Here is a 26938-nt window from a genome sequence, read left to right on the forward strand (position 1 = left end):
TCTCGGACTTGGCCAGTCAGGCCTCCCTCTTCGGGGATGGCTCCCAGCTCGACGCCACTGCCGCGAAGCTTGGCACCATGCTCGACGAGCTCGGCCCGCGCCAGGTGGGCGATGCCTTCCGGCGCTGGGCAGCGGCCGCAGACCACGATCCAAGCCAAGGGACCCTGCTGGGCGATGACCCGACGCCGGCGTCGGCCCTCGCCGTGCTGTTCGGCCGGAAGACGAACCCACGCACCCGAGGCAAGAAGGTGACGTGTCCGCGCTGCGGCGGCTCCGGCAGAGTCTCTCCGTGGGCAGGGGTGATCGACTGGTGCGAGGTGTGCAGCGGGCAAGGGACGATCGCCGCGCCCGCTGAGGAGGACAGCAGACAACTGCGGCTGCTCAACCCGGCGAGAGACTCCTTCGCGTCAGTGGCGAAGACGACGGGCGCCCTCGTACGCGAGCTCCTCAGGAAGTATGCAGGTGCGGGCTTTCCCGCTCGGGTCGAGGTGACGCTGAAGGGGAAGACAGAGCGCAAGCTCGTCCTCACCTTCGCAGACCGCGAGCTCACCCAGGCCACGCTCCGCGGCAAGCAGGACGGTGAACTCCTGCAGGCGCTCCGCAAGGACCTCGAGCGCCGCAAGGCCTCCGTCTGACGGCCCCTGCCCAGGCCGCCCCGCGTCAATCCCCCCGAGAGGGGGGAAGCAGCCACCCCCGGACCGATGCCCACAGGGATGCCGGGGATGAGCGAGCACCCGGGCAGCCCGCACCGCCCCACCCCACCGCAAGGGCCCCCAAGGGGCCGTATTTGGTCCAGGACGCACGAAATGCGCCCTGGCCGGATCTCCGGGCCCTCCTCCGCACCCAATGCAGGCAAGGCTCCAGCGTTCGCGGCTAGCACTGCAGGCAGGGACGCAGAGGGTCCGGCGAGACTCCCTCAACGGCCAGCCTGCTGTTTGCCGCTCGCGTGCCATGGACGGCCGAGAGAGCGAGCTCTCAGGCGCTCGTACTCGCTGGCCAGCCACTGCCGGGCCTTCACATCACCGTGCTTCCAGAGCCGAGGCCAGAGGGCCTCGGGGCTCGTGAAGACCTGCAGGACCTGCAGGAGCTCGAAGCGCGTGAGCGCGTCGAGCGTCCGAGGCCACCCACGTCCCTTGGGGCTGAGGAGGCCGAGGGCGCATAGCGCGCGCGGGGGGAGGTCCACCACGCGAGCCGGGAGCCCCCGGCGGGCACCCGGCGGGTCGGAGCCGTGGGCCTCCGTGCCGAGGGCACCTCCCTCCGTAACAAGCAGAGCGGACGACGAGGAGTAATTATTGTTGGGGTAGTTGTCTCCTCCTTCTGGTGTCGGGCCCTTCCGGGCGCTGGCGCAGCGAACTGCCACTGCGCGAAAAATCGGGGCCAGAGTTGTCAACAGGCGGCCCACAACCCCCCCGGACTTCTCCACACCCTCGGCGCGGATCCGCCCCATGTCCCTGAGCAGCTCCGCGCCGCTGCGGGTGAGGTACAGCACACCGTGCACGTTGATCCGCTCGCGCTGCTCCCGGCCGCCACCCTGCCCCTTGCCCCGTTTCACATCGGCTGTGGAGAGACGCCCATGGGTGACGCGCTCCACCCGGCGCACGAACGCGTGACGCTCGAGCAGCCCGAGCTCCATGCCCTTGTTGAGGGCATCGCAGATCGTCGACGGGTGGCGCCCCAGCAGGATCGAGAGGAACCGGAGGGGCAGCTGCAGCCCGCGCCCCCAGAGGCGGCGCCGCTGCTGGGCCGCAACCCCGGGCAGCCCGTGGAACCCGAGGCACAACGCACACAGAGCGATCAGCGTCGCGGACACTCCCAGCAGGCGCTCCCGTTGCTTCAGCTCCGCCTCGTGCTCGCGAGCCAGGCCCCGCAGGCCACGGCCACGGCCGTGGCACCTCTTGCAACGCTGTGGCCTCTTGCTGAGAAGCTCCGGTACCAGGCCAAGGCCCCTACAGCGTTTGCAGTCGTCGAGGAGTTGGGCGAGATCCCACTCAACCGCGTACGACTCCGGCTGTGCCATCTCCTCCGGCTTCGGGAGGGCTGGCACATCAGACTCTGATCCCCCCTTCTCGCCACCCTCCCCCGGGGCTGCCGGGGAGGGTGAGCGAGAAGCCGCCGCCGCCACCCGTGAAGGAGTCACCGAGGAGGTGCCCCCTTCCTGTCTGCGGGCAACGCGCGCACGCAGTACACGCAGAGCCCGTGCTCGAGCTCGAGGGCAAGGTCCTCAAGATGTATACGAACCAGTGCCCTCGACACGCCGAGCTCAACGGCAGCCATCAGTGCGGCGTGCTGCTCACCGGACGCGCACGACGGTAGTGGGGGCGGACCCTCGACAACCCTGCGAGCCGCCATGAGGTCAGCAACGTCGGCCGCGGCGCGGAGCTCCGCAGCAATCGAGCGCATCGGCCGCCGAGCACGCCCACACGTGCACTTGCCGCTGTGGGCCCTCACGCCGCCACCTCGCGGAGGTGCTGCGGCCCGAGCTCCACCACATCGGCCGGATCCGCCCATGGCACCTCATCCCGTCCCTGTGGGGGCGGGACGAGGGTGAGCAGGGGCTTCACCTCGACAACGTCCGCAGGGTCGGCCCAGGGGAGCCCCTGCTCGTCCGCTGCAGCGGCCGCAACACGCGCGGCCTTCGGGGCAGCACGCCGACGTGAGGACGTGCGCCGTTTGCGCGGCGCACCTGGCGGCGTGGGCTCGAGGACGAGCGCCGGGCGCCCGGAGGGGGGCGCCGGCGGACGCGGGTTGCGGGCGCGGATCTCCTCGTCGAGCTCCCGCAGGTCCCTCGCTCGAGCCTCCACCACATTGAGCAGGTACGCGAGCCGCGGGGGCGCCTCGAGCACGGGCGGAGTGTCCTCCCACTGAGGAAGCGGCAAGGCCCCCGGTTCGCGCACGAAGGGACTAGCCATGACCTGGCCCCTTCGCTTCGAACAGGGAGAGTTGGTGAGGCTCTGCCGCAGTCGAGAGCTTCGCGTCTCGGTGAGGCGCGGCCCGCTGGCAGAGGCTGCCCTCCACCATCTTGCCGCCATGGTGCTGGCAGACGCTGTCCCCCTCCTTGTCAGGGAAGCGGCTCGCCTCGCAGTGCTTCGCGAGCCGGGCAATCTCTGCCCAGAAGTGCAGAGCCTCACCCATGGCCGCCCCCAGAGAGCGCACACCTGCTGCACAGCGTGGCGGAGGCGTTGGCCCAGATGCAGCCACCCGGACAGGGCAACGCATCCGTGCAGCCGCACCCACTGCACCTCGTACCCGAGAGCACGCTGCCCTCATCCTTCTGGTGGAAGAGGCGAGACTCGCCCGCCTCGTACACCCCAGCGGGACGGAGCTCGCTCAAGTCCTCTGCGTCCGGAGGGAACACGCCTGCATCCCCGGCCGTGGGCCCACCGTCGAGGTCCTCGTCGGCGTAGGCTGGACCAAGAGGCTCGGCGTTGAGCACTGCCAACAGGAAGTCACCTGCAGCGCAGTCACAGAGCGTGTCCCCTCCGTCTCTGTCGTCCGGGCCCGAGGGGAGCCTGCCGGTGTCGTGGCACCGGGAGCAGCTCGAGCGAAGGCTATGCATGAGCAGGCCTCTTTCCGAACTCCGCCTCTTCAACGACCGCACGAGCACAGGCCAGGCAGTACGCGTGGAGCTCCCAGCTGAACTGCATCAGGCAGGCGCGCAGCACGGCCCTCTCTCCGGGGACGAGATCGCATCGACGCTGACGGAGCTGCTCTGCAACCGCAGAGAGAGACACGACGACCTCCGCCATGGAACGCCGCTGGTGGCCGCACGTGCTCGGCGCGCGATCAGGCACCACCCTCTCGACCAGGCCGAGCGCGCACTGCTGACACACACCAGCCAGCTCAAAGCCCAGCTGCGACAACCTGCGCTTGAGCCAATGGCCGCCCCCGATGACGGGGGCAGCCATCTCCGAGACAGTGAGCACGTCCTCAGCGATCGCCTTGGCGGGGCGCTCGTGACGTCGGCAGCCCTCCCAGCCGCACACAGGGGAGTCAGCCATGGCTCTGGTCCCCCTCAACCTTCGCCCACTGTTTCATGAGCTCAGCCTCGTCGGCAGGCGAGACCACCTGGTCTATCGAGACTCGCTCCCACCACGAGGCGAGCTCAAGACGACCGTCAGCCCTGACGTGGATGGGGGCGCCACACTGCGAACCACGATCAAAGAGCGCCCACCTCAGAACGACGTAGGAGTGACGGCCACGAGGGGACTTCCACGGCCCGCTGAACACGAGGAACGCAGTCGCGTCCACGAACCGCGAGCGCCTTGCCTTCGCGAGAGCATCCTCTCGCGTCACCACTCTCCCTCGCTGGAAGTAGAGGCGCGCAGGACCCTCAAACGTGTCAGCCATGGCTCCGCCCTCCCTTCGGCTCGACGCGCTTGCGGATGCGGTGCACCTCAGTCCTCAGCGCCGCGACGACCCGCGCGAGGGTCCAGGTGACAGAGGCCTCTGTCATGCACCTCGCACTGCTGGGCACCGCCTCGAGGATGCTGCTTCCCTCCTCGAGGTCTCCCACGGCCGCCGCTAGATGGCCCCGCGCACGCTGGAGAGCACCCGCCGCCCGCTCCCGCGCTGCGAGCTCCTCAGGGCTGTAGAGGTTGAGCTCGAGCCCGCTCCGTTTACTGGCCATGGCTCACCTCAGGACGAGGGCGCGCGTCGCTCGCGTACTCGTTGGCGCACCACACGCAGCAGCTGTAGAGCTCCCTGCTCAACGTCATGACGAACTGCTGGAGCCAGTCGCAGCGCCGCCCCGGCGAGGCCGAAGGAAGGACGTGGTCGAGCACTCTGCCCGCGTCGCTCAGCTCCCGGTCGATGCTCGCGCGCGGACGCTGCGGAGTGCCGCACCACTCGCAGAGCTCAGCCATGGTGGGCATCCTCCGCTCCGCCCCCGCCGTGGCTCAGCAGCTCGAGCTTGAAGGCGCACGCGTAGCAGTAGCCGTTGATCTCCGACTGCAGGCGGGTGAGACGGCCCGAGACAACCTCAGCCAGTCTCTCGTCAAACTCCTCGACCGTCGCCGTTGGCGCGACGACCACGACGTCAGCAGCACGCGGAGCGTTCTGGACGTCGCGGAGGATGGAACTCAGAGGTCGCAGAGCCAGGTTGCAGGCCGTGCACTTGTCACCGCGCCGCCGGGGCGCTGTCGGCTGGCCCGTCATCGCGACACCTCCGGAGGAACCTGCAGGTGCCGCTTCGTCTCGGCACTCAGATCGAGCGGTCCGCCGTTGCGCAGCTGCAGCACGCGCAGCTGCACGGTGTGGAGCTGCAGCTGGAGTTCCTCCAGCTGCTTGAGGAGCTCAGGGGGGAGGGCGAGCATGGACAGGCCGCCGACGCTCTCCTCGAGCGCCTCTTGGGCCACTGCCAGGCCCACCACACCCTTCTCGCACCACCTGCGCGCCAACCCCGGGAAGGAGAAAGGTTCAGCCATGGCGGGCCTCCCACCTGGAGCGCATCTGCACCACTGAGACAAGCCGACGAATGTCACAGAGCCGCATCCACACGGCCGTGCGGTTGATGACTACCTCCTCAACGCGCTCCGGCTCGAGGCTGAGGATCTCGGGCTCCTCGAGGACCTCACCGAGCACCTTGTGGAGGTTCTCCGCCAAGGCCTGCGCCGTCTTCAGCTTGTCCAGCAAGGTCTCCGGCGGGGGCTCCGTCGGAAAAGGCCCAGTTCCACTCACGCCCGCGGGCAGCGTCTCCTCCTTCAACGCGTGGCCCGTCTCCACGTGGTGTTGACGACGCACCTCCGGATCAAACGTCCAGAAGGTGCACCGGGTGCACTTGTGGAGGATGGGCCTCACCTCAGTGGGCTCCCCCGCTGCGCTAGCCATGGGACACCTCAGCCAGCGCCGCTACTGCCTCACGCACCTCGGTATAAGGGCGTTCCGTCAAGCCCTCGGACTTGAGCTGCGCCTTGATGGCCGCCTCGAACGTGTCGAGGAGGTTGAGAAGGTTCTCGGCAGCAAGTGGGGTGAGCACAGCTGCTCGACTCCGACGGACCCGCGCCCCCTTCTGCCTCGAGATGGGCGCACCGATGCGGCGGGCAGCGACCTGGTACTCCTCCGAGCGCAGGCACCCCGGGCAGGTGACATCCGGCACAAGGGTGGCGACGCCGCCCGCGTGAACCTTGCGCATCGGCGTCCCGCACGCAGTCTCTTCCATGGTGCCGAACCAGTGGCGCAGCTTCTTGCGCTCAGCCATGGCGCACCTCCCCGGCCGACTGACCCTCTCGCAGAGAGCGCCGCACATCCCGCGCCTCTCGCCGGAGCTGCGTCACCTGGTCGATGAGGGAGCGCACCCGGCCGGACTCGAACGCGGCCGCCACACTCCCCGACTCCTGCCTTCGGGACAGAGGCAACTGCACGTGCTGCAGCACCTCGCGCGCCTTACCGAGGAGATGAGCAGCAAGCTGCAGCAGCTCGCCCTCGTCGCTCTCGTGGAGAGGCTTCTCCGTCCGAATGGAGGGCTTAGCCACGGCCCACCTCCAGGACGTAGAACGCCTGGTGCCCGCGCAGCTGCAGCCGCAAGCTCACCAGCTGCAGCGCCGCGTGCTCGAGGGCCGGTCTCTGCCAAGCCGAGGCTCGGTCAGCCATCAACTGCGGGGCAATCTCCTTCAGCAACTGCTCGAGATTGGCCGCCGCCTTCTCAGCCCTCCCCAAAGCCTCCGCCACCATGTACTGGCGGGGCTCCGGGAACCTGAAGGGGGTACGCACGTCCACTGTCGGCTCCGCCTTGCGGGCGTGCCGTTCCTGCTTCTTGCGAGCCATGGGAAGGGGCTCCTGGCGCCATCGGTAGAAACAGCACGGCCCCGGCCGCACCGGCCCCCAGCTCACACACTGGGGACAAGCACGACCGGGGCCGCCAGCCCCTTCCCGGTCTGGCGCCACTCACCGGGAAGGTCACCTGAAGCGCTACCTGGACGGTTGCTCCCTGCCCAAGCCGCGCATCACCCCCCCCCTCTCTGTCAGAGGGAGATCGGTGATATTGGGGAACCGACCCCTTCACCGCAGGTAGGGAAGATCCTCCCATGGAGCACCTCGACGCCGCCGAAGTCACCCGCTTCCTGCGGGGCCAGCTCCCGCCCGAGCGTGCCTCCCAGGTGGAGAGTCACCTGGCCACGTGCAAGCCGTGCGGGGAGCTGCTGGCCGCGGATCAGGAGGTCGTCACCGAAGTTCCGGCGGATCTCGAGGCGAGCTATGCCACCGGGGCCGCCTTCGCCGCTGGGTCCGACGCGGCCGACGCCGCCCCGCTCCCCTCCGAGCCCGCCACGCCGCAATGGATCAAGGAGGGCCGCGCGCCCCAGCGCGGCGAGCAGGTGGGCCGCTACCTGGTCCTGGAACGCGTGGGCCAGGGTGGCATGGGCACGGTGTACTCGGCGTGGGATCCGGATCTGGGCCGCCGGGTGGCCATCAAGCTGCTGCGCATGGACAAGCACCATGCCGAGGGCCGGGCGATGGGGCAGGCGCGCTTGCTGCGAGAGGCGCAGGCCATGGCTCGCGTCACCCACCCTCACGTCATCGCCGTGTACGACGTGGGCACCCTGGGCGAGGGCGTCTTCGTCGCCATGGAGTTCGTGGACGGCACCACGCTCAAGAAGTGGATCAAGGAGAAGCCGCGCCCCTGGCGCGAGGTGCTGGACACCTTCGTGGCGGCGGGCCGAGGCCTGGCGGGCGCGCACTCGGCGGGTCTGGTGCACCGCGACTTCAAGCCGGACAACGTGCTCATCGGCAAGGATGGGCGCATCGGCGTCACGGACTTCGGTCTGGCCCGGCTGGCCGAGGAGGGCGTCGAGCCTCCCCGCGCCGCGCTCCCCAACGGAACCCGGGTGGACGAGAGCCCGGAGCTGGCGCAGCTCACCCAGGAAGGCCACGCGGTGGGCACGCTCATGTACATGGCTCCGGAGCAGCGGAGGGGCGAGGCACCGGACGCGCGGGCTGATCAGTTCAGCTTCTGCGTGGCGCTGTACTGGGCTCTTTTCGGAGTGTGGCCTTTCGAGCGCCAGCGCTCGTCGAAAGACGCGGACTACAGCCCGGGCTCGTCGCACAAGGGCACCTCCCGGCCGAGCCAGCGCGCCGGGGATGAGCGCCCCGTGGATCCGAGCTCGGGTGCCTTCGAGCCTCCGAGCGAGTCGCGGGTGCCCACCTTCGTGCGGCGCGCCATCCTCCGGGGGCTCTCTCCCGAGCCGAAGGACCGGTTCTCCTCCATGGAGGCGCTGCTGTCTCAGCTCGAGTACCGGCCGCGCAGGGCCCGGCTGGTGGCGAGCGCGGCGGCGGCGGTGCTGCTGGCGAGCGTGGGCGGCTACGCGTGGTACGCGCACGAGGCGGCGGCCCGGCAGGCGCTGGTGTGCACCGGCGCGGAGCAGAAGCTGGTGAGCGTCTGGAATGAGGCGGTCCGCATACAGGTAGAGAACGGACTGATCGCCACAGGCAGCGCGCAGGCTTCGGAGGTGACCACGCGCGTGAAGAGGATGCTGGACGCGTACACGCGCGGCTGGGTGGAGGCGAGCACCGAGGCATGCCGCGCCACGCGCATCCGGGGTGAGCAGACCGAAGCGCTGCTGGGGCTGCGCGTGCTGTGCCTGGAGCGGCGCCTGAAGGACGTGAAGGCCGTCACCGACATCCTGGCCTCCGCGGACAGCGCGCTGGTGCTGAAAGCCGCGGACACGGTGTCGCTGTTGCCATCGCTGCAGGCGTGCGCGGACGTGACGACGCTGAGCCAGGTGGAGCCCCCTCCGGACTCGCCCCAGGCGCGGCAGGAGATCGAGCGGATCTCCGGACAGCTGTCCCAGGTCAAGGCGCTGACGGACGCCGGGCGGTACAAGCAAGCTGCGGAGCTGGCGGCGCCGGCGGTGGAGGCGGCCAGCGCGTTGGGGTATCGGCCACTGGAGGCCGAGGCGCTGTTCTACGAGGGCTCGATGGAGGCCCGCTCCGGCTCACCGGTGGAGGGAGAGCGACACCTGATGCAGTCCTTCTGGACGGCGATGGCCTCACGCAATGATCCGGTGATGACGCGCGCGGCGTCGGGGCTGGTGTTCGCGGTGGGCTTCAACCCGGACCGGCTGGAGGAGGCGCTGCGGTGGAGCGAGTTCGCCAAGGCCGCGCTGGCGCGCATGGGAGGCAACGAGGAGCTGGAGGGCGAGCTGTTCAACTACCTGGGGGTGACGTACACGCGGCTGGGTAAGAACGCGGAGGCGCTGGCGGCGTTGCAGCAGGCACTCCAGCGAGTGGAGCACGCGCTGGGGCCGGATCATGTCCGGCGCGCCAACATCCTGGGCAACATGGGCAACGCGTACCGGGACGAGGGGAAGTTCGAGGACTCGGTGCGCGTCATCACCGAGGCCATCGGCATCCGCGAGCGGCTGAGCGGCCCGAAGCACCCGATTGTCGGCTACCTCTACTACGGCCGAGCGCAGTCCCGGGTCCGTATGGAGGACTTCGAGAATGCCGAGGCCGACGCGAAGCGCTCCCTGGAGATCCACATCGCCGCGCGCGGCCCGGAGCACCCCGAGACGGGCGATGCCTACGACGTGGTGGGCCAGGTTTACCTCATGAGCAAGAGGTACCCGCAGGCGGTGGAGCCCTTCACGAAGGCGCTGGCCATCAAGGAGAAGGCGCTGGGCCCGGAGGACGAGGCGGTGGGCTACTCGGCCCTGGGGCTGGGGCTGGCCCACGTGGAGCAAGGCGAGGCGAAGGAAGCGCAGCCGCTGCTGGAGCGCGCGCTGAAGCTCACGCACGATCCGCGGACACAGGGAGACGCCTACTTCGGGTTGGCTCGAGCCATGGACGCGCAGGGCCGCAAGGGCCCCGAGGTGCTGGCGCTGGCCCAGAAAGCGCTGGACGCGTTCCAGAGCGTCAAGGAGGCCGACAGCGCGAAGGAGATCTCCGACTGGATCTCCCAGCACCAGAAGCCCGCGGCCTCCGCCAAGGGCCGGCTCGAGACGGCCAAGAAGGAACTGTGAGCTCAGTTCGAGGCTTGGGGGCTGCCTCGCCCCTCCTCGCGGATGCGGATGTCGCCGCTGGACGTGCCGAGCTTCACCTCCGCCTCGCTCGGCCTGTCGCCCACCTTCCCGTGCAGCTCATCCTCGTCGACGGTGCCTCGGATCCGGATGGGTATCTCGCTCTTCACGTTTCCGGATGACGTCGAGGCATCGAGCTGGAACGCCGCATCCGGCGCCACCGTCAGCGTGACATCCCCCGAGCTCGCTTCGATGTCCCACCGGGCCTTCGGCCCTGGCGTCGCGCGGACATCCACATCGCCGCTGGACGAGTCCACTTCGATGTCTCCAGCCACCCCCTCGAGCACCACGTTCCCCGAGGAGCTGCTCACCTTCGCCGAGCCCACCTGCCTCAGCTTCACCTCGCCCGAGGAGCTGTCCACCTTCACCTCCCCCTGGAGCCCGGACACCTCGACGTCTCCCGAGGAGCTGTTGACGAACGCCGACAGCTCGGGCGGCACCACCACCTCATAGTCGATGCTCACGCCCCCGAAGAGGTGCCCGCCTGTATCCACGTGCTTGCCCACCGACACCACCTGCCCCGAGCGCTCCACGGGCGGTGTCCGGGCGATCTGCTCGGCCACCTCGCGCGCCTTGGCCTGACTGCCCGCGTACACCGAGATCCGGCCCTTCACCTTGACCGGAGCCCCGGGAACACCCTGGATGCGCACATCCCCCGAGGAACTCTCCACCTCCACGCGCGTGACGGGCCCCTCCACCGTCTGCTCGAAGGACTGCTCGAACGCATCGCGCACCTCGTAGTGCGCACACCCTCCGCAGGCCAGCGCGAGCAATCCCACCCAGCTCAATGATCTCTGCATGACAGTCTCCTCATGTGGGACGACCGGGTTCTACGCCTGAACGGGTGTTCGATTGCACACCGGTAACACCGTGCAGGGGCTTTGCACTCACAAGGGCGCTCCCTACCTTGCAGATAGGTGCTGCCCACCTTCGGACAGCACCCGCGAACAGGAGCACCCATGGCGTCGACCCGGACCAAGAGCACCAGCAGCCGCAGCAAGAGCAGCAGCCGCAGCAAGAGCAGCAGCAGCCGCGCAGGCGGCAAGGCCACCAAGAACCCCCGCCAGTACAAGGCGCTCAAGCGCAAGGGCATGCCCAAGGCCCGCGCCGCGAAGATCGCCAACGCCGGCAAGTCCGCCAGCCGCAAGGGCGGCAAGCGCAGCAGCGGAGGCCGGGGCCGCACCAGCAAGAAGTAGCCCCTCCGCGATTCGAGGCGGCGATCTCGGCTCAGGCACGCCGCGCCTGGGAAGCAGTAGACTGGCGCCGTGCCCAGGCCGCTGCGGTTCATCCTCATCGCCCTCATCCTCGCCATCCCAGTGGTGGCGTGGTGGGCCCTGCGCACCACCTCCGGGCAAGCACCTGCCACCGGCGCTGCCTCCACACCGGCCGCGTCGGGCACCTCCGCGGCTCGGGCTCCGTCCACCTCGAAGGCAAAGCCCCAGGGTGACTCGGAGAAGCCTCGGGACTCCAAGCGCCAGGAGAGCGCCACCGGCCCGTGTATCGCGCTGGAGGTGACCGCCCAAGGCGTGCCCGTCCCATCCGCCCGCGTGGATGCAGCCCTGATCGAGGAGGCGGACACAGGCGACGAGAACGAGGCCCCGGACGACGAGGAAGAGGAACCCGAGGGCCCGGAAGAGGACTTCAACCCCGGGGACTACTCACGGGTTGTCGGGCCGGATGGACGGGGCCTGGGGTTCTGCGTGCCCGGCAAATACCTCCTCGCGGCCCATGCGCCCGGCTTCGCCCCCTCGGTCCTACAGATCGTCGAGCCCATCTCGGGCTCCCCTCCCGTGGCCCGGTTCCAGCTCCAGCCCGGCAACGCCGTGAGCGGACACGTCGTGGACAGGGACTCGCAGCAACCCATCGCCGGAGCCCGTCTCACCTTCTCCCCGGCCGACGACTTCGCCGTCGACAACGCATACCTCGTGCTCGAGGATCTCTCCTTCACCACCGACGCACGGGGGGCCTTCCACGCGGCCGACCTCGCCGCGGCCACCTATCGAGTCAGCGTCGAGGCAGCGGGCCACTCCCCGACAGAAGTGGAGGTCCGGGCTCCCAGGCCCGAGCACCTCAGCATCGAGCTCGAGGGGGCCTCGCGCCTCGAGGGGCAGGTCATCGACAACACCGGCGCACCTGTCCCCGGCGCGGAGCTCTGGGTGACTCCCCGCGGAATCATCGGCGAGGACAAGACTCCGAAAACGGATGCTCAGGGGCGCTTCTCCCTCGAAGTCGAGCCGGGCATCCACTCCCTCCTGGCGCATAGCAACGGCCTTGCGGGAAGGCTCGAGCGTGAAGTGACCGCCGTGCGCGGCGGCCTGGTCGATGGGCTCGTCATCCGCATGGGCCCCGCCGGCAGCATCCTCCTTCGTGTCTTCGCCAAATCAAGCCGGAAGCCCATCGAAGGGACGCGCGTGGCGGTCATCCACCACGAGTCGCGAGAGCAACGCAGCTACACGACGGATGCCAGTGGCTCGCTCCTCATCCTGAATGTCCTGCCCGGGGAGTACAGCTTCTCCCTCCGCGACTTCCGGGGGCGCCAGCACATCTCACCCGAGCAGACGGTCGTCCAGCCGGGACAGCAGCTCTCGGTCGAGATCGCCGCGGTCTCGCTCGCGGCCCTGGAAGGACACGTGACGGATTCCCTGGGCCGGCCCGCGGAGGACGCGGTGATCAGCGTCCAGTCCCTGGATCAGCCCATGGACGAGCCGCACCGGCCCTGGGCGGGCGCCGACGAGCTGGGCGAATACCACCTCACGGGGCTGGCTCCAGGGCGCTATCGGGTGGAAGCCAAGAGCACTCCCGACACGACCCCCGTCGTCCGCGAGCTGACCTTGAAGGAGGCAGAGACGGTTCGCGCGGACTTCTCCCTGCCGGAGGCCCTGGGGGTGGTGCAGGGAATCGTCCAGACCACCGATGGCAGCCCGCTGCACGATACGACCACCGTCACCGCCTCCGCGACCGAGGGCCCCCAGCAACGGCTCGCGTACGTGGATGAAGACACGGGCCAGTTCACGCTGCGGCTGATGCCGGGCACCTATTCGCTCAAGGCCGATTACTCCGCGGCGATGGACTCGGGCCCCGAGCAGGGCGTCACCGTCGAGGCCGGGAAGGTGGTCCAGGTGAGCCTCACCGCGCCGAACTCGGTGACGGAGACACAGGGCGTCGTGCTGAACTCGCGAGGCGAGCCTGTACCGGGCGCCATCGTGGAGCTCTCGGGCGAACTCGTCTTCTCGAGCACCCAGGCCGACAGCCAGGGACGCTTCACCTTCAGGACTGCCGCCTCCACCGAGGAGAGCGCTGGCGCCCTGCAGGCCATCGGCCAGGGGGAGAAGGGCGAGGCCCGGGGCGTGAGGCTGGGCAGCAAGCATGTGGTGGTGCAATTGCTGAAGGCTGCGGCCCTGCGTGGGCGCGTCGTCGCCGCGCGAGGCCCTCCGGTCCAAGGCTTCGACATCTCCGTGATCGAGCGGAAGAGCGATGAGGGACTGGAGGTGGTTGGCGAGACCAGCCCCTTCCACGATGACACGTTCGAGTTGGTGGATCTGCCCCCGGGAACACTCGACTTGCTGGTGACCACCCCGGATGGCCGCAGCGGCAGGGCCACGGTGCACCTGGCCTCCGGCCAGACGGCGAACCTGGAGATCCCCGTGGGGACGTTGGGCCAGGTGACGGGCAGACTCGTCACTTCTCCGGGAGTGCCCCGCTCGGGCTTCCTCTCCCTGAGTTCCGCAACGCACGAGTTCCGGACCGCCTATGCGAGCAGGGATGGGCGATTCGAGTTCCTCGGCGTCCAGCCCGGCTACCATGTCCTGCGGCGGGGACGGGAGGAGCGGCCCTTCACGCTCCATGAAGGGGAGAAGCTCGACGTAGGCGACGTGACCCTGGCGGAACCTTCGACGGAGGAGCCATCGACGGAGGAGCTATCCACGGATGAGCCATCGACGGATCCTCCGTGAGCACTCGAGCAGGCGAGGTCAGCCCATCCGACATGCGGAAGGAGCTGTGCCACACCCTACCAGGCAGGTAAGGTGCACCGCATCATGCCTTCAGGAGCCTTCGTCGGACGTGTCGTCCTCATCACCGGCGCCTCGAGCGGGATTGGCCGGGCCGCTGCTCGCGCCTATGCCGCCCAGGGCGCCCATCTGGTCCTCGCAGCGCGGCGCGAGGAGCTGCTGCGCGAGGTGGTGCGCGAGGTGGAAGGCCTGGGTGCCCAGGCGCTCGCCGTCCGCTGTGACATCACCCAGGCGGAGGACGTGGCCCGGCTGATGCGCGAGGCGGAGGCCCGCTTCGGTGGGTTGGACCTTCTCATCAACAACGCGGGGCTCGGGCTGTTCGGCCCGGTGGAGGCGCTGGCCGAGGAGCAGCTGCGCCAGGTGTTCGAGGTGAACTTCTTCGCGCTGGTGCGCGTCACGCAGGCCGCCCTGCCGCTGCTGCGCCGTCGCCCGGGAGGGCAGATCGTCAACGTCAGCTCCGTGCTGGGCCACCGGGGACTGCCCCTGCTCGGCGGGTACTGCGCGGCCAAGGCGGCGGTGAACATGCTCACCGAGTCCCTGCGCGCGGAGCTGGCCGCAGAGGGCATCTCCGTGCTGCTGGTGTCCCCGGGCTTCACGGAGACCGAGTTCCGGCAGACGCGGCTCCACGCCCAGGGCTGGCGGCAGAGCCCTTCGCCCTTGAAGCAGATGAGCGCGGACGAGGTGGCCGCGGCCATGGTGAAGGCCAGCCGGAAGCACCGGCGGGATACCGTCCTCACCCTGCCTGGACGGGTGATGGTGCTCGCCAATCGCTTCGTGCCGGGGCTCTTCGATCAGGTCGCTCGGCGGATGATTGACCGGATGGTCCAGCGGAAGGGCTCATGAGGAAACGCGCCTCTTCCGCGCTGGCCTCGCAGGCCGCGCCTGATACGGGACGGCTGGCCTCCATCCGCGGGCCCCTGTTGGCTTGGTACGACCGCGAGCGCAGGGATCTGCCCTGGCGCCGCACGAAGGATCCGTACGCCATCTGGCTGAGCGAGGTGATGCTCCAGCAGACCCAGGTGGCCACCGTCATCCCCTACTGGGAGCGGTTCCTCGCGCGCTTTCCCACCGTGGAGGCCCTGGCCCGGGCTCCGCTGGACGACGTGCTCTCCGCCTGGCGGGGGCTGGGGTATTACTCGCGCGCTCGCAACCTGCACCGCGCCGCGCAGGAGGTGGTGGCTCGCTTCGGCGGCCGGCTGCCCTCCACGGCGGAAGCACTGCTCACCCTGCCCGGCTTCGGCCGGTACACCTCGGGAGCGGTGGCCTCCATCGCATTCGGAGAGGAGGCTCCGCTGGTGGATGGCAACGTGGCGCGCGTCCTCTCCCGCCTCTTCGAAGTGGAGGGTGTCCCCGGAGATCGCGCCCGCGAGGCCCGCCTGTGGGAGCTGGCCGGTGCGCTGGTGCGCGGCGAGAGGCCGGGAGACCTCAATCAGGCCCTGATGGAGCACGGCGCCACGGTGTGCCGACCCGAGAGCCCGCTGTGCCTGCTGTGCCCCGTGCGCACCGCGTGCCTGGCCTTCCAGCATGGCCGGGTGGATGAGCTGCCTCCCGCCAAGGTGCGGGCCGCGCCCAAGCTGCTGACGCTCGCGCTGGCCGTGTGGCCCCATGAGGACACACTCCTGTTCGCCCGGCGTGCGGAGAAGGGGCTCTTCGGAGGACTGTGGGAGCTGCCCGCCGTGGAGGTGGAACCCGATGCTCCCGAGGCCACCGCCGCCACTCGTCTCTCCGAAGCGCTGGGAGTGCCCGTCACCGCGAAGGCTGAGCTCGGCACGGTGCAGCGCCAGCTCACCCACCGCACCCTGACCTTGAGGCTGCTGCGCGTCACCGGCCGCCAGCGCCCCTCCCGCGCTCCGGCCTTCCACGAGGTGCGCTGGTGCACCCCCGCCCAGGCGGAAGGGCTGGGCATGAGCACCGCCATGCAGCGGGCGCTCGAGGCCGCGGTCAAGGCGGGCGTGCTGGACCGCTGATCCGTCCCCGGAAGCAGTGGCTTGCGAATTCCGTGCATGACTCGCCAGTGAGGCCCCTCTTCCCTGTTGGAGCTCCTTTTCGGGAGGACCGCATGGGAATCATCGTCGCAGCCATCGTGTGCGTGGGCATCGCCGTGCTCCCCCAGAGCCAGGGCTATCACCTGGTGTTCGGGTTCTTCGCCGCCCGGTTCGTCACCGTGCTCGTGCTCGCCGGGGTGGCATCCTTCAGGAAGCTCCCCGGCCCGGACAGCCACCTGCCGAATGTGGGAGGGTGAACAATACCTGCGGTGTCGTGTTCACATCAGGACCCCTGGAACCGCGCACGATTTCCCCTCGCGCGCGGTTTCCTTGATGGTTCGCAGGCTGTTTTCCCCCCTCTCTGGAGAACCCATGGCCCGCACGAGCGCCAAGACCACGACCCCCTCCGACAAGGAGACCGGGAAGGCTCCCAACACCACCCCCAGCACGGCGGCCCCGGCCCCGGCGCGCACCGGCCCGGCGCATGAGCAGATCGCCCGCCGCGCCTATGAAATCTTCCTCGCGCGCGGCGGCCAGCCCGGCAACCCCGAGCACGACTGGCATCAGGCCGAGCGCGAACTGGCTCTCGGCCGGCAGTAGCCGCCGTCAGATGACGTAGAACTCCGGACCGCGCTCGGTGTCGAGCGTCTCGTGCAGGCGCCGCTGCGCGGTCCGCAGCTCCCCGAGGATCCGCTCCGCATCCTGCACCGAGCGCATGGCCAGTCCGCAGGCGGGCGTGAGCAGCATGTGGGCCAGCACCTGGGTGAAGCTGCGGTTCTTGGGCAGCGCCGCCTTGAGTGAGGCCTCCACCGAGTCGGACAGTTCCCCTACGTCATACGTCGAAGTGAGATCCGTGGGGACGATGCCCAGGCTCAGTGTCGAGCCCGAGGCCAGGAAACGCGCCAGCGCGTCGGTCTCCTCGAGCATCGCATCCAGGGACAGGCGCACGTCCAGGGACAGCACGTCCGGCTGCACGTCCAGCAGCGCGCCCCAGTCCGTGTTGCCGCAGCAGTGGATGCCCACCAGGGCGCCCTCGCGCTGCAGCGCCAGCACGAGGAGCTTCAGCTCCTGGAGTGCCAACAGGTGCCGGGTCTGGGTGCGCTGGAAGGCGTAGAGCCCTGGCTCATCGAGGAAGAAGAGCGGCGTGGTGCCGGTGCGCCGCAGCGCCTTCACCATGGCCAGCGAGCGCGCCATCACCAGCCGGTACAGGGCCTTGTCCAGGCCGGGCACCTCCAGCGTGGGAGTCCCCTCGCGGGTGCGCGCCACCGAGAGCACGGTGAAGGGGCCGGCGATCTGCGCCTTGGTCAGCGCCAGCTTGCGGTTCTCCACCTCCCACAGGAAGGGGCGCCACGCGCGGCAGCCCTCGGGCGTGGGCTCGAAGGCATCGAGCTGCCCGGAGGCCAGCGCCTCATCCAGCCGCTTCTCGAAGGCCTGGCGGCCGGCTTCCCACTGCGCCAGGTCCACCGTGCAGATGCCATCCTCGTCGAAGCTCAGGCCCGGCAGGCCCTCGATGGCCGAGGGGATCATGAACTCGGAGGGGTGGCGCAGCGGCAACTGGGGAAGAAAGGGGATGTCCAGCGCCAGAGCGGCCTGGAGCCCCATCTCCACTTGCGTATGCGGCATGCTCCCGATGCCCGTGCTGGCGCAGGAGGGGAGGAGCTGAACGGCACGGCGAATGATCGGCGCGCTCATAGGTCTCGCACTCTATGTCACCGAGAAGTAGTGCGCCTGAGGATGATGGAAGACGACGGCGGACACCGAGGCCTCCGGCTCCATCATGCAGCCATCTGTCAGCTGCACGCCGATCTCCTCTGGACGCAGTGCGGCGAAGAGGATCGACTGGTCCTCCAGCCTGGGGCACGCCGGGTAGCCGAAGGAGTAGCGCTTGCCCTCGTACTCGGCGCGGAAGCGCTCCAGCATGGTGATGTCCGGCTTGTCCGGGAAGCCCCACATGTTGCGCAGTTGGGTGTGCAGCAGCTCCGCGTAGGCCTCGGCCGTCTCCAGCGCCAGCGCCTGCACGGCGTGCATCTTGAGAAACTCGCCCTTGGCCTTGAACTCCTCGGACACCTCGCGGATGCCCCTGCCCGCCGTGGTGACGAACATGGCCAGGTGGTCCCTCGGCACGCCTCCGTCCAGTGGCAGCACGTAGTCCGCCAGGCACAGGCCGTCCTCCTTCTCCTGGCGGGGGAACTCGAACACGGCGGCCTGCGCTCCGGTGAGCCCGTCGAAGAGCAGCACGCGGTTGCCGTCGCTGCCGGCCTTGAAGAACTGGAAGACGGCGCGCGCCTGCATCACCCCGCCGCGCAGGAAGTCCTTGATGCCCTCGACGGCCTCCTTCAGCTCCAGCGCCTTGCGGCCCTCCTCCGTCTTGGCCAGCTCCGCCTCGGCCGGAGTGCCCAGCGCGCGAGACGCCGTGCGCAGGCCCAGGTGCCGCCCGTACAGCATGACGGGGTTGATGAACTTCCAGATGTGGTCCAGCGGCGTGTTCGTCAGCACGTGCCGCTCGTAGTCTGGCGCGGGAGGCACCTTCTCCAGGATGGAGACTTCCTTGCTGCGCTTGGAGTTCGCCACCGGGGCGGCGGCCTTGGGGCGCTCCTTCACCTCCTGGGCGAGCTTCAGGCGGCGCGCGGCCAGCTCCTCCTTGAGCTTCTCGTGGGAGGACGGGTTGACGATCTGCTTGGCCAGCTCCAGCCCGGTCATCGCGTCCTGCGCGTAGGCCACGGTGCCCTGGTACGCGGGGGCGATCTGCCGATCCACGAAATTGCGGCTGAGCGCCGCGCCGCCCACGAGGATGGGCAGATCCACGCCCGCGCGCTTCAAGTCTTCCGCGGTGGCCACCATCTGGTGCGCGCTCTTCACCAGCAAGCCGGACAGGCCGAGGATGTCCGGATGGTGCTCCTTCACCGCGAGCACGAGCTGCTCGGGCGGCACCTTGATGCCCAGGTTCACCACCTGGAAGCCGTTGTTGGCGAAGATGATCTCCACCAGGTTCTTGCCAATGTCGTGCACGTCGCCCTTCACCGTGGCGAGCACCACCTTGCCGCGCGAGGCCGCCTGCCCCTTGCTCATCTTCGGCTCCAGGTGGGTCACCGCGGCCTTCATGGACTCGGCGCTCTGGAGCACCTCCGCGACGATCAGCTCGTTGGCGCCGAAGAGCCGCCCCACCTCGTCCATGCCCTTCATCAGCGGGCCGTTGATGATCTCCAGCGGCGGGTACTTCTCCATCGCCAGGTCCAGATCGGCGAAGAGGCCGTCACGCGTGCCCTCGATGATGTAGCGCTGCAGCCGCTCTTCGAGCGGAAGCGAGCTGGTGGCCGCCTTCTGCACCTTGCGCTCGCGGAAGTGCGCGGCGAAGGGCGTCAAGGGATCCGCGCCCCGGTTGTAGAGGAGATCCTCGGAGAGCTTGCGCTCCTCGGCGGGCAGCGACGGGTAGCGCTCGAGCTTCTCCGAGTTCACCAGCGCCATGTCCAGACCGGCCTGGACGCAGTGGTAGAGGAACACGGAGTTGAGCACCTCGCGGCCGGCGGTGGGCAGGCCGAAGGACACGTTGGAGATGCCCAGCACTGTCTTGCACTTGGGGAAGCGCTGCTTGATGAGGCGCACGCCCTCGATGGTCTCCACCGCGCTGCCCGTGTACTGCACGTCGCCCGAGGCGCACGGGAACACCAGCGGATCGAAATAGAGATCCTCAGCCTTCATCCCGTACTTCTGCGTGAGCAGCTCGAAGGAGCGCTCGGCCACCTCGAGCTTGCGCTGGCGGTTGACGGCCATGCCCTTCTCGTCGATGCAGCCCACCACGAGCGCCGCGCCGAACTTGCGAGCCAGGGGCACCACCTTCTCGAAGCGCTCCTCGCCATCCTCCAGGTTGACCGAGTTGATGATGGCCTTGCCCTGGCTGTACGTGAGCGCCATGGCGATGACCTTCTCGTCCGTCGAGTCGATCATCAACGGCACGCGCACCTTCTTGACGACCACTTCCAGGAACTGGCGCATGTCGTCCAGCTCGTCGCGGTCCGGGTTGGCCAGACACACGTCGATGACCTGGGCGCCGCGCTTCACCTGGGCGCGGGCGACCTCCGTGGCGTCGTCAATCTTCCCGGCGACGATGAGCTCCTTGAACTTCTTGCTGCCGATGACATTGGTGCGCTCGCCGACGATGAGGGGACGCTCGTCATCCTTGACCTCCAGGTAGTCCACGCCGGACAGCGTGGAGCGAGGCAGCACCGTGGAGCTGCGCGGCTTGAGCCCCTTCACCGCGTCCGCGATGGCGCGGATGTGACCCATCTGCGTGCCGCAACAGCCGCCCACCACATTGAGCCACCCGTGCTCGCAGAAGCGCCGCAGCGAGCGGGCCAGCATCTCCGGCGTCTCCAGATAGTGCCCGTTCTCGTCCGGCAGGCCCGCGTTGGGCACGCAGGACACCGCGAAGGAGCTCATGCTGGACAGCGAGCGGAGATGGTCCGTCATGAACTCGGGACCGGTGGCGCAGTTGAGGCCCAGGTAGAGCAACTCCACGTGCTCCAGGGACGCGGCCAGGCTCTCCACGGACTGGCCCGCGAGCATGGTGCCCATGGGCTCGATGGTGCCGGACACCGCCACGGGGATGGCCCAGCCCAACTTCCGGAACGCGCGCTGGATGCCCAGCAGGGCCGCCTTGATGTTGCGCGTGTCCTGGCATGTCTCCACCAGCAGGTAGTCCGAGCCGCCGATGGTGAGGCCCTCGGCCTGCACCGCGAAGTGCTCCACCAGTTCGTCGAAGGTGATGCCGCCCGTCACCGAGATGGCCTTGGTGGTGGGGCCGATGGAGCCCGCCACCCAGCGCATCCGCCCGTCCTTCGCCTCGGCCTCCTCGGCCGCCTTGCGCGCCACCCGTGAGGCCGCGGCGTTGATCTCCAGCGCCTTGTGCCCCAGACCGAACTCATTGAGCACCAGCGGTGTGCCGCCGAAGCTGTCCGTCTCCGTCACGTCCGCGCCCGCGGCGAAGTAGTCCGCGTGGATCTTCTCGATGACGTCCGGCCGGGTGAGGACCAGGTGCTCGTTGCAGCCCTCGTACTCGGCGCCGCCAAAGTCCGCGGCCTTGAGATCCCGTGCCTGGATGAGCGTGCCCATGGCACCGTCCAGCACAAGGATGCGCTCGCGCATGGCGGAGCGAAGGGCCTCGACACGGCGGCCGTTTTCACCGGAGGGCGGCGGCAGGGGGGCAGGCAGGTGGCTCATACGGGTTTGACTCCGGTGAGGAGGAAGACACGGAACGGACTGGCTCCATCTCTCGCGTGGGCCTCGCGGGTGATGGATTGGAAACCGGCCTCTTCGAGCGCCGCTTCGAGGAACTCGGGCGCGAAGCCCAGATGCTTGTGGCCCAGCCGCTCGAGCACCCAGCGCTCTTCGTGCGGCATCAACTCCAGCACCACCACCTTGCCGCCCGGCTTGAGCAGCCGCGCGGCCTCCGTCAGCACCGCCGCGGGAGACTCCACGTGGTGCAGGCTCTGCGAGATGACGACGAGATCCCTTTCCCCGCTCGGCAGGGAGAGGCGGTGCAGGTCCTCGCACAGGAACTGGATGTTGGTGCGGCCCTCGCGAGCGGCACGCGCCTTGGCCTGCTGGAGCGTCTCGGGGTTCTGATCGATGGCCCAGACGCGGCGGGCCCAACGGGAGATGGCCACGGACAGCGTGCCCGTGCCACAGCCGAAATCCGCCACATCCAGCGGCGGCAGCAGCGACGCGAGCGCCCCGGCCCAGAGGAACCAGGACTGGCCGGGCTCCAGCAGGCGCTCGTTGAGGGCCTGGCGATCCTCTCGTGCGCGCAGCAAGTCCTTCAGCCGCGCCGAGTCTCCGGCCTCATCATCTGCCTCCTGGGCGAGGCGGATCAGCGGCCAGCGCGCATCCTCTCCATCCAGAGCGAGCGAGTAGTAGCTGTAGCCGGCCTGCCGCTCCTCGCGGATGAGCCCCAGCCCCTTGAGCTTGCCGAGGTGATGGGACACGGAGGATTGGGCGACGCCCACCAGGGACACGAGCTCCGTCACGTTCAGCGGGGCCTGCGCCACGAGGCGAAGGATCCGCAGCCGTGTCGCATCGCCAAGGACGCGAAAGGACTGGGAGAGCGTGTCCATATCGGTGCATCAACATATGTCGATTCCCGAGGCATGGCCAAGCGCTTTCCCGACGCATTGCGTTGCCCCCCTGGTCGCTCCTCGTCTATGTGGGCGCCATGCCCTCTCCCACCCTGTTCCAACACCTCGAAGGCAAGCGCATCGGGCTCGTCCTCTCGGCGGGCTACTTCGGCTTCTATGGGCACACCGGCTTCCTCAAGGGGCTGACGGCCGCAGGCATCAAACCGGCGGCCTACGCCGGCACGTCCGCGGGCGGCATGGTCGCGGCATTCGCCGCGGCGGACATGCCCATCCCGAAGCTGGAAGAATTGATGCTGAAGCAGACGCGGAAGAACTTCTGGGATCCGGATCCGATTGGCGCGGTGAAGGAGGTGCGGCGCGGGCACGGCTTCACGGGGCTGCTCAAGGGCGAGCGCTTCCGCAAGCTGCTGGAGGACTACCTGCCGGTGCCAACCTTCGAGGATCTGCCCCACCCGCTGCTGCTGGTGGCGGCGAACCTCACGGAGGGAACGCACGAGGTGTTCACCTCGGGAGAGTTGGCGCCGCGCGTCCACGCCACGTGCGCGTACCCGGGATTGTTCCGGGCGGTCCCCATCGACAACAGCCACTACTGGGATGGCGGGCTGGTGGACAAGGCGCCGGCACTGGCACTGAGTGAGAGCGCCATCGGCAAGGACCTGGATGCGATCCTGGTGCACTTCCTGCCCAGCCGGACGCGCAAGGTGCTGGGCGGCCCACTGGTATACGCGCAGGGATTGGCGACGGCCTCGGCAGCGCTGCGGCACGATCACTTCCGCCTGCAGTTGAGCATCCTCGAGTCGCGGAAGGTGCCTGTGTACGTCGTCACCTCGAACCTGCCGCCGGTGACTCCCACCACGCTGGAGCGCGGCTTCGATGCGCTCGATCAGGCGCGGCTCTCCGCGGAGCGCGCGCTGGCACGGCCTCCTCAGCGTTTCGAGGAGGCTTGAAACGGGAACCCGGCACGGCGACCGGACGAGGACCGGTTTGGACCTGAGAAGAGTACGGCATCATTACCCCTACCCCATGACGCCAACCGCTCTCGGCTCATCTCTCGGCAGGCAGGGGGCTCACTCCCACGCTGGCAGCCACACAGGAGGAGCCATGAAGCACGTGCTCGTGCTGTTGCTATGTTCTCTTTTGCCGGGCTGCGCACTCTTCCGGCGGCCACCACGCCCTGTCCATGCCCCTCCTGAGGAAGCGGCTCAGGTCCAGTTTCCCCTGGGACTTCCAGAGCAGGAGCGGCAAATCATCCGTGGCAACATTCTCAGAGCCGTCCAACTTGCCATGGATGACTTCCTGCCCTGGGACACCCGGCCTCACGAGGGAGCCAGCCCATTAGAGCTCTGCCTGTACCGGCGCGAAGCCTATGACGCGATCACGGCTCCAGGCCCCGAAGGCATCATCTTCGTCAGTATCGTTCCCAGCCCTCACGAATGTGACTTCGGCTCTGCCCCTGTCCTCGACCTGGGCGCCACCTACGCAATTGATGTACGCGGGTGGCGCATCCTGGCCATTCAAGGGCAGTAACCCATCCAAAGCGCGGGCGGACAGCACGCGCTGGGGATGCGCGTCAGAAATTACAGCGTGGCGAACTGGCCCTGGTTCTCCTCAGCCATCAGCTCGGCGAGGGCGGCCTTGAGCTTGTCCTTGGCGCGGATCTCCAGCTGGCGGGCGCGCTCACGCGAGAAACCGAAGTGCTCGCCCAGCTCGCTGAGGGTCATCTCCGAGTCACCCATGATGCGCTGCTCGATGATGAAGCGCTCGCGGGGATCCAGCCGCTGCAGGGCCTGGCGGACGCGGGTGCGGGTGATGTCGGCCTCCTGACGGTCGGCCACCTCATCCACCTGGGAGACGCCCTCGGACTCCACGAAGTCCAGGTGCGTGGAGTCACCCTCCTCGCCGATGGGGGCGTCGAGCGACAAGTCGCGACCGCCCATGCGCTGCTCCATCTCGCGCACGTCCGTGGCCTTGACGTTCAGCTTGCGAGCAATCTCCTCGGCGTCGACGATGTTGCCCTCGCCCCCAAGCTTCTCCAGCTCACGGCGGGTGCGAGCCAGCGCGAAGAACAGCTTGCGCTGAGCCTGGGTCGTGCCGAGCTTCACCAGCGACCAGGACTTGAGGATGTAGTTCTGGATGTAAGCGCGGATCCACCACACCGCGTAGGAGATGAGGCGGATGCCCTTGTCGGGGTCGAACTTCTGCACGGCCTTCATCAGACCGATGTTGGCCTCCTGGATGAGGTCGCTCACCTTGATGCCGTAGGAGCGGTACTCGTAGGAAACCTTCACGGCGAAGCGGAGGTTGGCCGTCACCAGCTGGTGGCCCGCCTGGTAGTCGCCCTGGCGGAAGCGCCGCGCCAGCTCCTGCTCCTGCTGCACGGTGAGCAGCGGGTACTTGCTGATCTCGGCGAGGTAGGTGGAGAGGGAGTCAGGGGAGGACAGGGAAGAGGTGGCCTGCATGGTGAATCCTCGGGGGCAAGGAGTGCTGGGAACTGCGCCGGAACCGCGTGCCCTTTCCCTTAAGCAAGGCGGAAGCCAACGCCCGAGTTCAGCCCAGCCCTAGGAATTACAGCCACTTGCAAGCAAACCCGTGCATGATTAGGGAGGAAAGGGAGTAAGTTTTTCAGGCCTGCCCCCTAGGCCCTGTTGCACGAATTCCGGTGTGGTGATGTCGTAGGATCAGCGCAAGGCTGAAATCCTGGGGCTACTGAGCGGGCTTACGTCCCTGGCCCCACATGAACGCTCAGCCTGGGCTGCCTGAACGTTCAGACAACCCCATCGGTGCAAACTGGCCTGTAGGAGAGCTCCGGTGCCGTGCTGTGCACCCTCACCTCAGAGAACCGGGATCCGCCGGAGCCAGTACCCTGGGCGGCGGCGAACATGCGCAACCGCCAGAACGATTATCCGTTCCTCGACCACAAGGTAGGGCAGCGCAAACGGAAACCGTCTCATAAGGAAGCGCCGGATACCCAATGATTCTGTGCGGGCCCCGGGCCAGAGAGGCCATGAGCGAGGAGACTCCGTGAGCATCCCCAGGGCACGGCCAAGTTCAGCGAAGAACTCAGCCCCGAGACCGCTGAGTTGCACTTCGTACCACTCGACGGCCGCGTCCACTTCCTTGTCCGCCGCTGGATGAAACTCGACGTGGACCTTCAACGCTGCTTGAGCCGAGCGCTGACGCGCGCTTCGACCTCCGACCATGGGACGGTCTTCACGGCACCGTCGATAACCTCTCGGGCCCGACGATCGAGCTCCTCCTCCCAGGCAGATTCCCCCCCCACTTCCTCTGCCTCCAGGCTGAGAAGCAACTTGTGCGCGAGCTCCGCACGCTCCTGGACAGGGAGCTTGAGCACATCCGAGAGCAGTTCGTCCTTCGTGGCCATCAGCGGAAGTCTATCGCATCTGCGAGCACCATGAGGCCCAGGGCCTCACCCCCGGATCGAATGCCGCCGGTGCTCCACCATCAGGCATCGGTCCTGGACCACCTGGATGCCGGCCTTCGCCAGCTTCTCGGCCGCCGCGTCGTTGCGGATGCCCGACTGGAACCACACCACCTTCGGCTTCTTCGCGATGATGTCTTCCACGTGCTGGTCGATGTCCTGCGGCCGCCGGAACACATCCACCAAGTCGATCTCCCCAGGGATATCCACCAGCCTCCGGTACACCGGCTTGCCCAGGATGTGCGTCACGTCCGGGTAGTAGACGGGCACCGGGACCACCTCCACCCCTGCCCTCGCCAGGTAGTCCGCCACGTAGAAGGCCGGCTGCCCCGACTGCTGCTCCGTCTTGATGCCCAGCACCGCCACCCGCTTCGAGCCCCTCACCACCTTCTCCACACCCGACTCGTCCTCGATCAAGTTGTCCTGGAAGTTCATCGCCGCGGCTCCTCCAGCATCTCCAGCTTCGTCTGTGTCGCGAGCGTCCATGTAGCGTCGCCCACCTTCGCGTGCACCGTTAGCGTGCGCCGCATCGGCACGAAGTACCCCCGTGCCACCACCTGCTCGCCCTCGCACGTCACCCCCGGCGTCAACCCCGGGCTCCCCGCCTCCTCCAACACCTCGCGCAACTCCGCCGGTGCATCCTCCGGCACCGCGTCCAGGCACTTCAGCCCCAGCACCAGCGCATCCCCCTGGTCCGTCAGCTCCGTCCCCGTCACCGTGCGCTCCAGCACATAGAACACCTGGCTGTCCCCCGCGGAGAACCCCTCCACCGCCCAGGTGTGCTGCCCCACCGTGAGGTTGCGCTGAAACAACCCGCCGTACTTCGCCTCCCACTCCCGGCGCGCCCGTGACTCCACCGAGTCCGCCGAGAAGAAGGACTCCAGCGCTCCGGCCTGCTGCCCCGCCGGCACCACCTGACGCAGCGCCTTCGCCCCCTCGTCCGCGTTGAGCACCTTCACGAAGGCTCCATCCGCCGCCAGCCGCACCCGCAGCGGAAAACGCGTGAGCACGTCATCCACCACCGTCTCCACCGGCGTGCCGCCTCGCGTCATCCGCGCCTGCGTCACCGCCTGGGCCAGTTGCCATCCGTTCTCGGCCGGCGTGAAGCGCGTCACGGTGGTCATCTCCACTTCCTCGGACTGCCGCGCGCCCCCCTGCTCCACCGTCCGAGTGCTCCGCACCCGCTCCGTCATGGCGCGATCCACCGGGGGCCGGAAGTCCAACCGCACGGGAGGGGGAGCTCCCGCTTCGGGCACCAACGAGGAGGCGGGCTTGGAGCAGGCAGCCAGCATCACGGCACAGCAGAACCAGGACAGTCTTCGGACGCGCATACGGCCGCGAACGCTGGCAGAAACCGCCAGCG

33 protein-coding genes are annotated in these 26938 nt (G+C 68.5%); 10 read left to right on the plus strand and 23 right to left on the minus strand.

What is annotated here, in order from left to right; all coding sequences use genetic code 11:
* Window positions 1-635, plus strand: a 635-nt coding sequence (locus tag KY501_RS50625) for a DnaJ-like cysteine-rich domain-containing protein (protein ID WP_224372787.1), incomplete at its 5' end; no start/stop codon positions are given.
* Between the two features lie 281 nt (window positions 636-916).
* Here KY501_RS50625 and KY501_RS50630 read toward each other — a convergent pair.
* From KY501_RS50630 to KY501_RS50695, 14 genes are all read right to left on the minus strand, one after another.
* A complete protein-coding gene (locus KY501_RS50630) occupies window positions 917-1810 on the minus strand; it encodes a hypothetical protein (RefSeq protein ID WP_224372788.1) in 894 nt (297 codons plus the stop codon).
* Window positions 1811-2444: 634 nt separating this feature from the next.
* Window positions 2445-2909 carry a hypothetical protein gene (locus tag KY501_RS50635; protein ID WP_224372789.1) on the minus strand — a complete coding sequence of 155 codons (465 nt, stop codon included), beginning with the start codon at window positions 2907-2909 and terminating at the stop codon, window positions 2445-2447.
* Complete coding sequence (locus KY501_RS50640; RefSeq protein ID WP_224372790.1) at window positions 2902-3132, minus strand: hypothetical protein; 231 nt, start codon at window positions 3130-3132, stop codon at window positions 2902-2904. Before KY501_RS50640 ends, KY501_RS50635 begins: the two co-directional genes overlap by 8 nt.
* Window positions 3125-3556, minus strand: coding sequence for a hypothetical protein (locus KY501_RS50645; protein ID WP_224372791.1), 432 nt, complete (start codon window positions 3554-3556; stop codon window positions 3125-3127). Before KY501_RS50645 ends, KY501_RS50640 begins: the two co-directional genes overlap by 8 nt.
* Window positions 3549-3998 carry a hypothetical protein gene (locus tag KY501_RS50650; protein ID WP_224372792.1) on the minus strand — a complete coding sequence of 150 codons (450 nt, stop codon included), beginning with the start codon at window positions 3996-3998 and terminating at the stop codon, window positions 3549-3551. Before KY501_RS50650 ends, KY501_RS50645 begins: the two co-directional genes overlap by 8 nt.
* The gene (locus KY501_RS50655) at window positions 3991-4347 is read right to left on the minus strand and encodes a hypothetical protein (protein ID WP_224372793.1); all 357 of its coding nucleotides are present in this window, start codon (window positions 4345-4347) and stop codon (window positions 3991-3993) included. Before KY501_RS50655 ends, KY501_RS50650 begins: the two co-directional genes overlap by 8 nt.
* On the minus strand, window positions 4340-4627 hold the full coding sequence (locus KY501_RS50660; protein WP_224372794.1) for a hypothetical protein: 288 nt from the start codon (window positions 4625-4627) through the stop codon (window positions 4340-4342). Before KY501_RS50660 ends, KY501_RS50655 begins: the two co-directional genes overlap by 8 nt.
* A complete protein-coding gene (locus KY501_RS50665) occupies window positions 4617-4862 on the minus strand; it encodes a hypothetical protein (RefSeq protein ID WP_224372795.1) in 246 nt (81 codons plus the stop codon). The genes KY501_RS50660 and KY501_RS50665 overlap by 11 nt, the downstream gene beginning before the upstream one ends.
* Complete coding sequence (locus tag KY501_RS50670) at window positions 4855-5154, minus strand: hypothetical protein (RefSeq protein WP_224365386.1); 300 nt, start codon at window positions 5152-5154, stop codon at window positions 4855-4857. Before KY501_RS50670 ends, KY501_RS50665 begins: the two co-directional genes overlap by 8 nt.
* Window positions 5151-5423, minus strand: coding sequence for a hypothetical protein (locus KY501_RS50675; RefSeq protein ID WP_224372796.1), 273 nt, complete (start codon window positions 5421-5423; stop codon window positions 5151-5153). The genes KY501_RS50670 and KY501_RS50675 overlap by 4 nt, the downstream gene beginning before the upstream one ends.
* The gene (locus tag KY501_RS50680) at window positions 5416-5826 is read right to left on the minus strand and encodes a hypothetical protein (RefSeq protein ID WP_224372797.1); all 411 of its coding nucleotides are present in this window, start codon (window positions 5824-5826) and stop codon (window positions 5416-5418) included. The genes KY501_RS50675 and KY501_RS50680 overlap by 8 nt, the downstream gene beginning before the upstream one ends.
* Window positions 5819-6196 (minus strand): hypothetical protein, encoded by a 378-nt coding sequence (locus KY501_RS50685; RefSeq protein ID WP_224372798.1) that lies wholly within the window; start codon window positions 6194-6196, stop codon window positions 5819-5821. The genes KY501_RS50680 and KY501_RS50685 overlap by 8 nt, the downstream gene beginning before the upstream one ends.
* On the minus strand, window positions 6189-6470 hold the full coding sequence (locus tag KY501_RS50690; protein WP_224372799.1) for a hypothetical protein: 282 nt from the start codon (window positions 6468-6470) through the stop codon (window positions 6189-6191). Before KY501_RS50690 ends, KY501_RS50685 begins: the two co-directional genes overlap by 8 nt.
* Entirely contained in the window at window positions 6463-6762 is a 300-nt protein-coding gene (locus KY501_RS50695; protein WP_224372800.1) for a hypothetical protein, read from the minus strand. The genes KY501_RS50690 and KY501_RS50695 overlap by 8 nt, the downstream gene beginning before the upstream one ends.
* Before the next feature lie 260 nt (window positions 6763-7022).
* On the opposite strand from KY501_RS50695, the gene KY501_RS50700 reads away from it, so the two are divergent.
* Entirely contained in the window at window positions 7023-9953 is a 2931-nt protein-coding gene (locus KY501_RS50700) for a serine/threonine-protein kinase (protein WP_224372801.1), read from the plus strand.
* Window positions 9954-9955: 2 nt separating this feature from the next.
* Here the strand turns inward: KY501_RS50700 and KY501_RS50705 are convergent, their stop codons facing one another.
* Window positions 9956-10810: a DUF4097 family beta strand repeat-containing protein gene (locus KY501_RS50705; RefSeq protein ID WP_224372802.1), complete on the minus strand. Its 855-nt coding sequence runs from the start codon at window positions 10808-10810 to the stop codon at window positions 9956-9958.
* Between the two features lie 159 nt (window positions 10811-10969).
* Here KY501_RS50705 and KY501_RS50710 point away from each other — a divergent pair, with 159 nt between their 5' ends.
* The 6 genes from KY501_RS50710 to KY501_RS50735 all read left to right on the plus strand — a co-directional run bounded on the left by KY501_RS50710 (window position 10970) and on the right by KY501_RS50735 (window position 16605).
* The gene (locus tag KY501_RS50710) at window positions 10970-11206 is read left to right on the plus strand and encodes a DUF7218 family protein (protein WP_224372803.1); all 237 of its coding nucleotides are present in this window, start codon (window positions 10970-10972) and stop codon (window positions 11204-11206) included.
* A gap of 69 nt (window positions 11207-11275) precedes the next feature.
* Entirely contained in the window at window positions 11276-13963 is a 2688-nt protein-coding gene (locus KY501_RS50715) for a carboxypeptidase-like regulatory domain-containing protein (protein WP_224372804.1), read from the plus strand.
* Between the two features lie 84 nt (window positions 13964-14047).
* The gene (locus KY501_RS50720) at window positions 14048-14863 is read left to right on the plus strand and encodes an SDR family oxidoreductase (protein WP_224372805.1); all 816 of its coding nucleotides are present in this window, start codon (window positions 14048-14050) and stop codon (window positions 14861-14863) included.
* A complete protein-coding gene (mutY, locus tag KY501_RS50725) occupies window positions 14860-15987 on the plus strand; it encodes an A/G-specific adenine glycosylase (protein ID WP_224372806.1) in 1128 nt (375 codons plus the stop codon). Before KY501_RS50720 ends, mutY begins: the two co-directional genes overlap by 4 nt.
* Window positions 15988-16079: 92 nt before the next feature.
* Complete coding sequence (locus KY501_RS50730; protein WP_224372807.1) at window positions 16080-16262, plus strand: hypothetical protein; 183 nt, start codon at window positions 16080-16082, stop codon at window positions 16260-16262.
* A gap of 115 nt (window positions 16263-16377) precedes the next feature.
* A complete protein-coding gene (locus KY501_RS50735; RefSeq protein WP_224372808.1) occupies window positions 16378-16605 on the plus strand; it encodes a DUF2934 domain-containing protein in 228 nt (75 codons plus the stop codon).
* 6 nt (window positions 16606-16611) lie between these two features.
* Here KY501_RS50735 and KY501_RS50740 read toward each other — a convergent pair whose 3' ends face one another.
* From KY501_RS50740 to KY501_RS50750, 3 genes are read right to left on the minus strand one after another with little or no spacing between them, the layout of a single operon-like run.
* Window positions 16612-17697 carry a uroporphyrinogen decarboxylase/cobalamine-independent methonine synthase family protein gene (locus tag KY501_RS50740; RefSeq protein ID WP_224372809.1) on the minus strand — a complete coding sequence of 362 codons (1086 nt, stop codon included), beginning with the start codon at window positions 17695-17697 and terminating at the stop codon, window positions 16612-16614.
* Between the two features lie 12 nt (window positions 17698-17709).
* Window positions 17710-21222 carry a methionine synthase gene (metH, locus tag KY501_RS50745; RefSeq protein WP_224372810.1) on the minus strand — a complete coding sequence of 1171 codons (3513 nt, stop codon included), beginning with the start codon at window positions 21220-21222 and terminating at the stop codon, window positions 17710-17712.
* Entirely contained in the window at window positions 21219-22115 is an 897-nt protein-coding gene (locus tag KY501_RS50750) for an ArsR/SmtB family transcription factor (RefSeq protein ID WP_224372811.1), read from the minus strand. The genes metH and KY501_RS50750 overlap by 4 nt, the downstream gene beginning before the upstream one ends.
* A gap of 98 nt (window positions 22116-22213) precedes the next feature.
* Here KY501_RS50750 and KY501_RS50755 point away from each other — a divergent pair, with 98 nt between their 5' ends.
* Both KY501_RS50755 and KY501_RS50760 read left to right on the plus strand, forming a co-directional pair.
* Window positions 22214-23083 (plus strand): patatin-like phospholipase family protein, encoded by an 870-nt coding sequence (locus KY501_RS50755; RefSeq protein WP_224372812.1) that lies wholly within the window; start codon window positions 22214-22216, stop codon window positions 23081-23083.
* 154 nt (window positions 23084-23237) lie between these two features.
* Complete coding sequence (locus KY501_RS50760; protein WP_224372813.1) at window positions 23238-23663, plus strand: hypothetical protein; 426 nt, start codon at window positions 23238-23240, stop codon at window positions 23661-23663.
* A 50-nt stretch (window positions 23664-23713) separates the two neighbouring features.
* On the opposite strand, the gene KY501_RS50765 is transcribed toward KY501_RS50760, so the two are convergent.
* From KY501_RS50765 to KY501_RS53805, 5 genes are all read right to left on the minus strand, one after another.
* The gene (locus KY501_RS50765) at window positions 23714-24595 is read right to left on the minus strand and encodes an RNA polymerase factor sigma-32 (RefSeq protein ID WP_224372814.1); all 882 of its coding nucleotides are present in this window, start codon (window positions 24593-24595) and stop codon (window positions 23714-23716) included.
* 372 nt (window positions 24596-24967) lie between these two features.
* Complete coding sequence (locus KY501_RS54505) at window positions 24968-25336, minus strand: type II toxin-antitoxin system RelE/ParE family toxin (protein ID WP_224372815.1); 369 nt, start codon at window positions 25334-25336, stop codon at window positions 24968-24970.
* Window positions 25288-25518, minus strand: a complete 231-nt coding sequence (locus KY501_RS50775) for an addiction module protein (RefSeq protein ID WP_224372816.1) — start codon at window positions 25516-25518, stop codon at window positions 25288-25290. Before KY501_RS50775 ends, KY501_RS54505 begins: the two co-directional genes overlap by 49 nt.
* Window positions 25519-25563: 45 nt before the next feature.
* Window positions 25564-26010, minus strand: a complete 447-nt coding sequence (locus KY501_RS50780) for a CoA-binding protein (protein WP_224372817.1) — start codon at window positions 26008-26010, stop codon at window positions 25564-25566.
* Window positions 26007-26906: a hypothetical protein gene (locus KY501_RS53805; protein WP_304608732.1), complete on the minus strand. Its 900-nt coding sequence runs from the start codon at window positions 26904-26906 to the stop codon at window positions 26007-26009. Before KY501_RS53805 ends, KY501_RS50780 begins: the two co-directional genes overlap by 4 nt.
* Window positions 26907-26938: the final 32 nt, after the last annotated feature.

Source organism: Hyalangium versicolor (genome assembly GCF_020103695.1).
Taxonomy (GTDB): Bacteria; Myxococcota; Myxococcia; order Myxococcales; family Myxococcaceae; genus Hyalangium; species Hyalangium versicolor.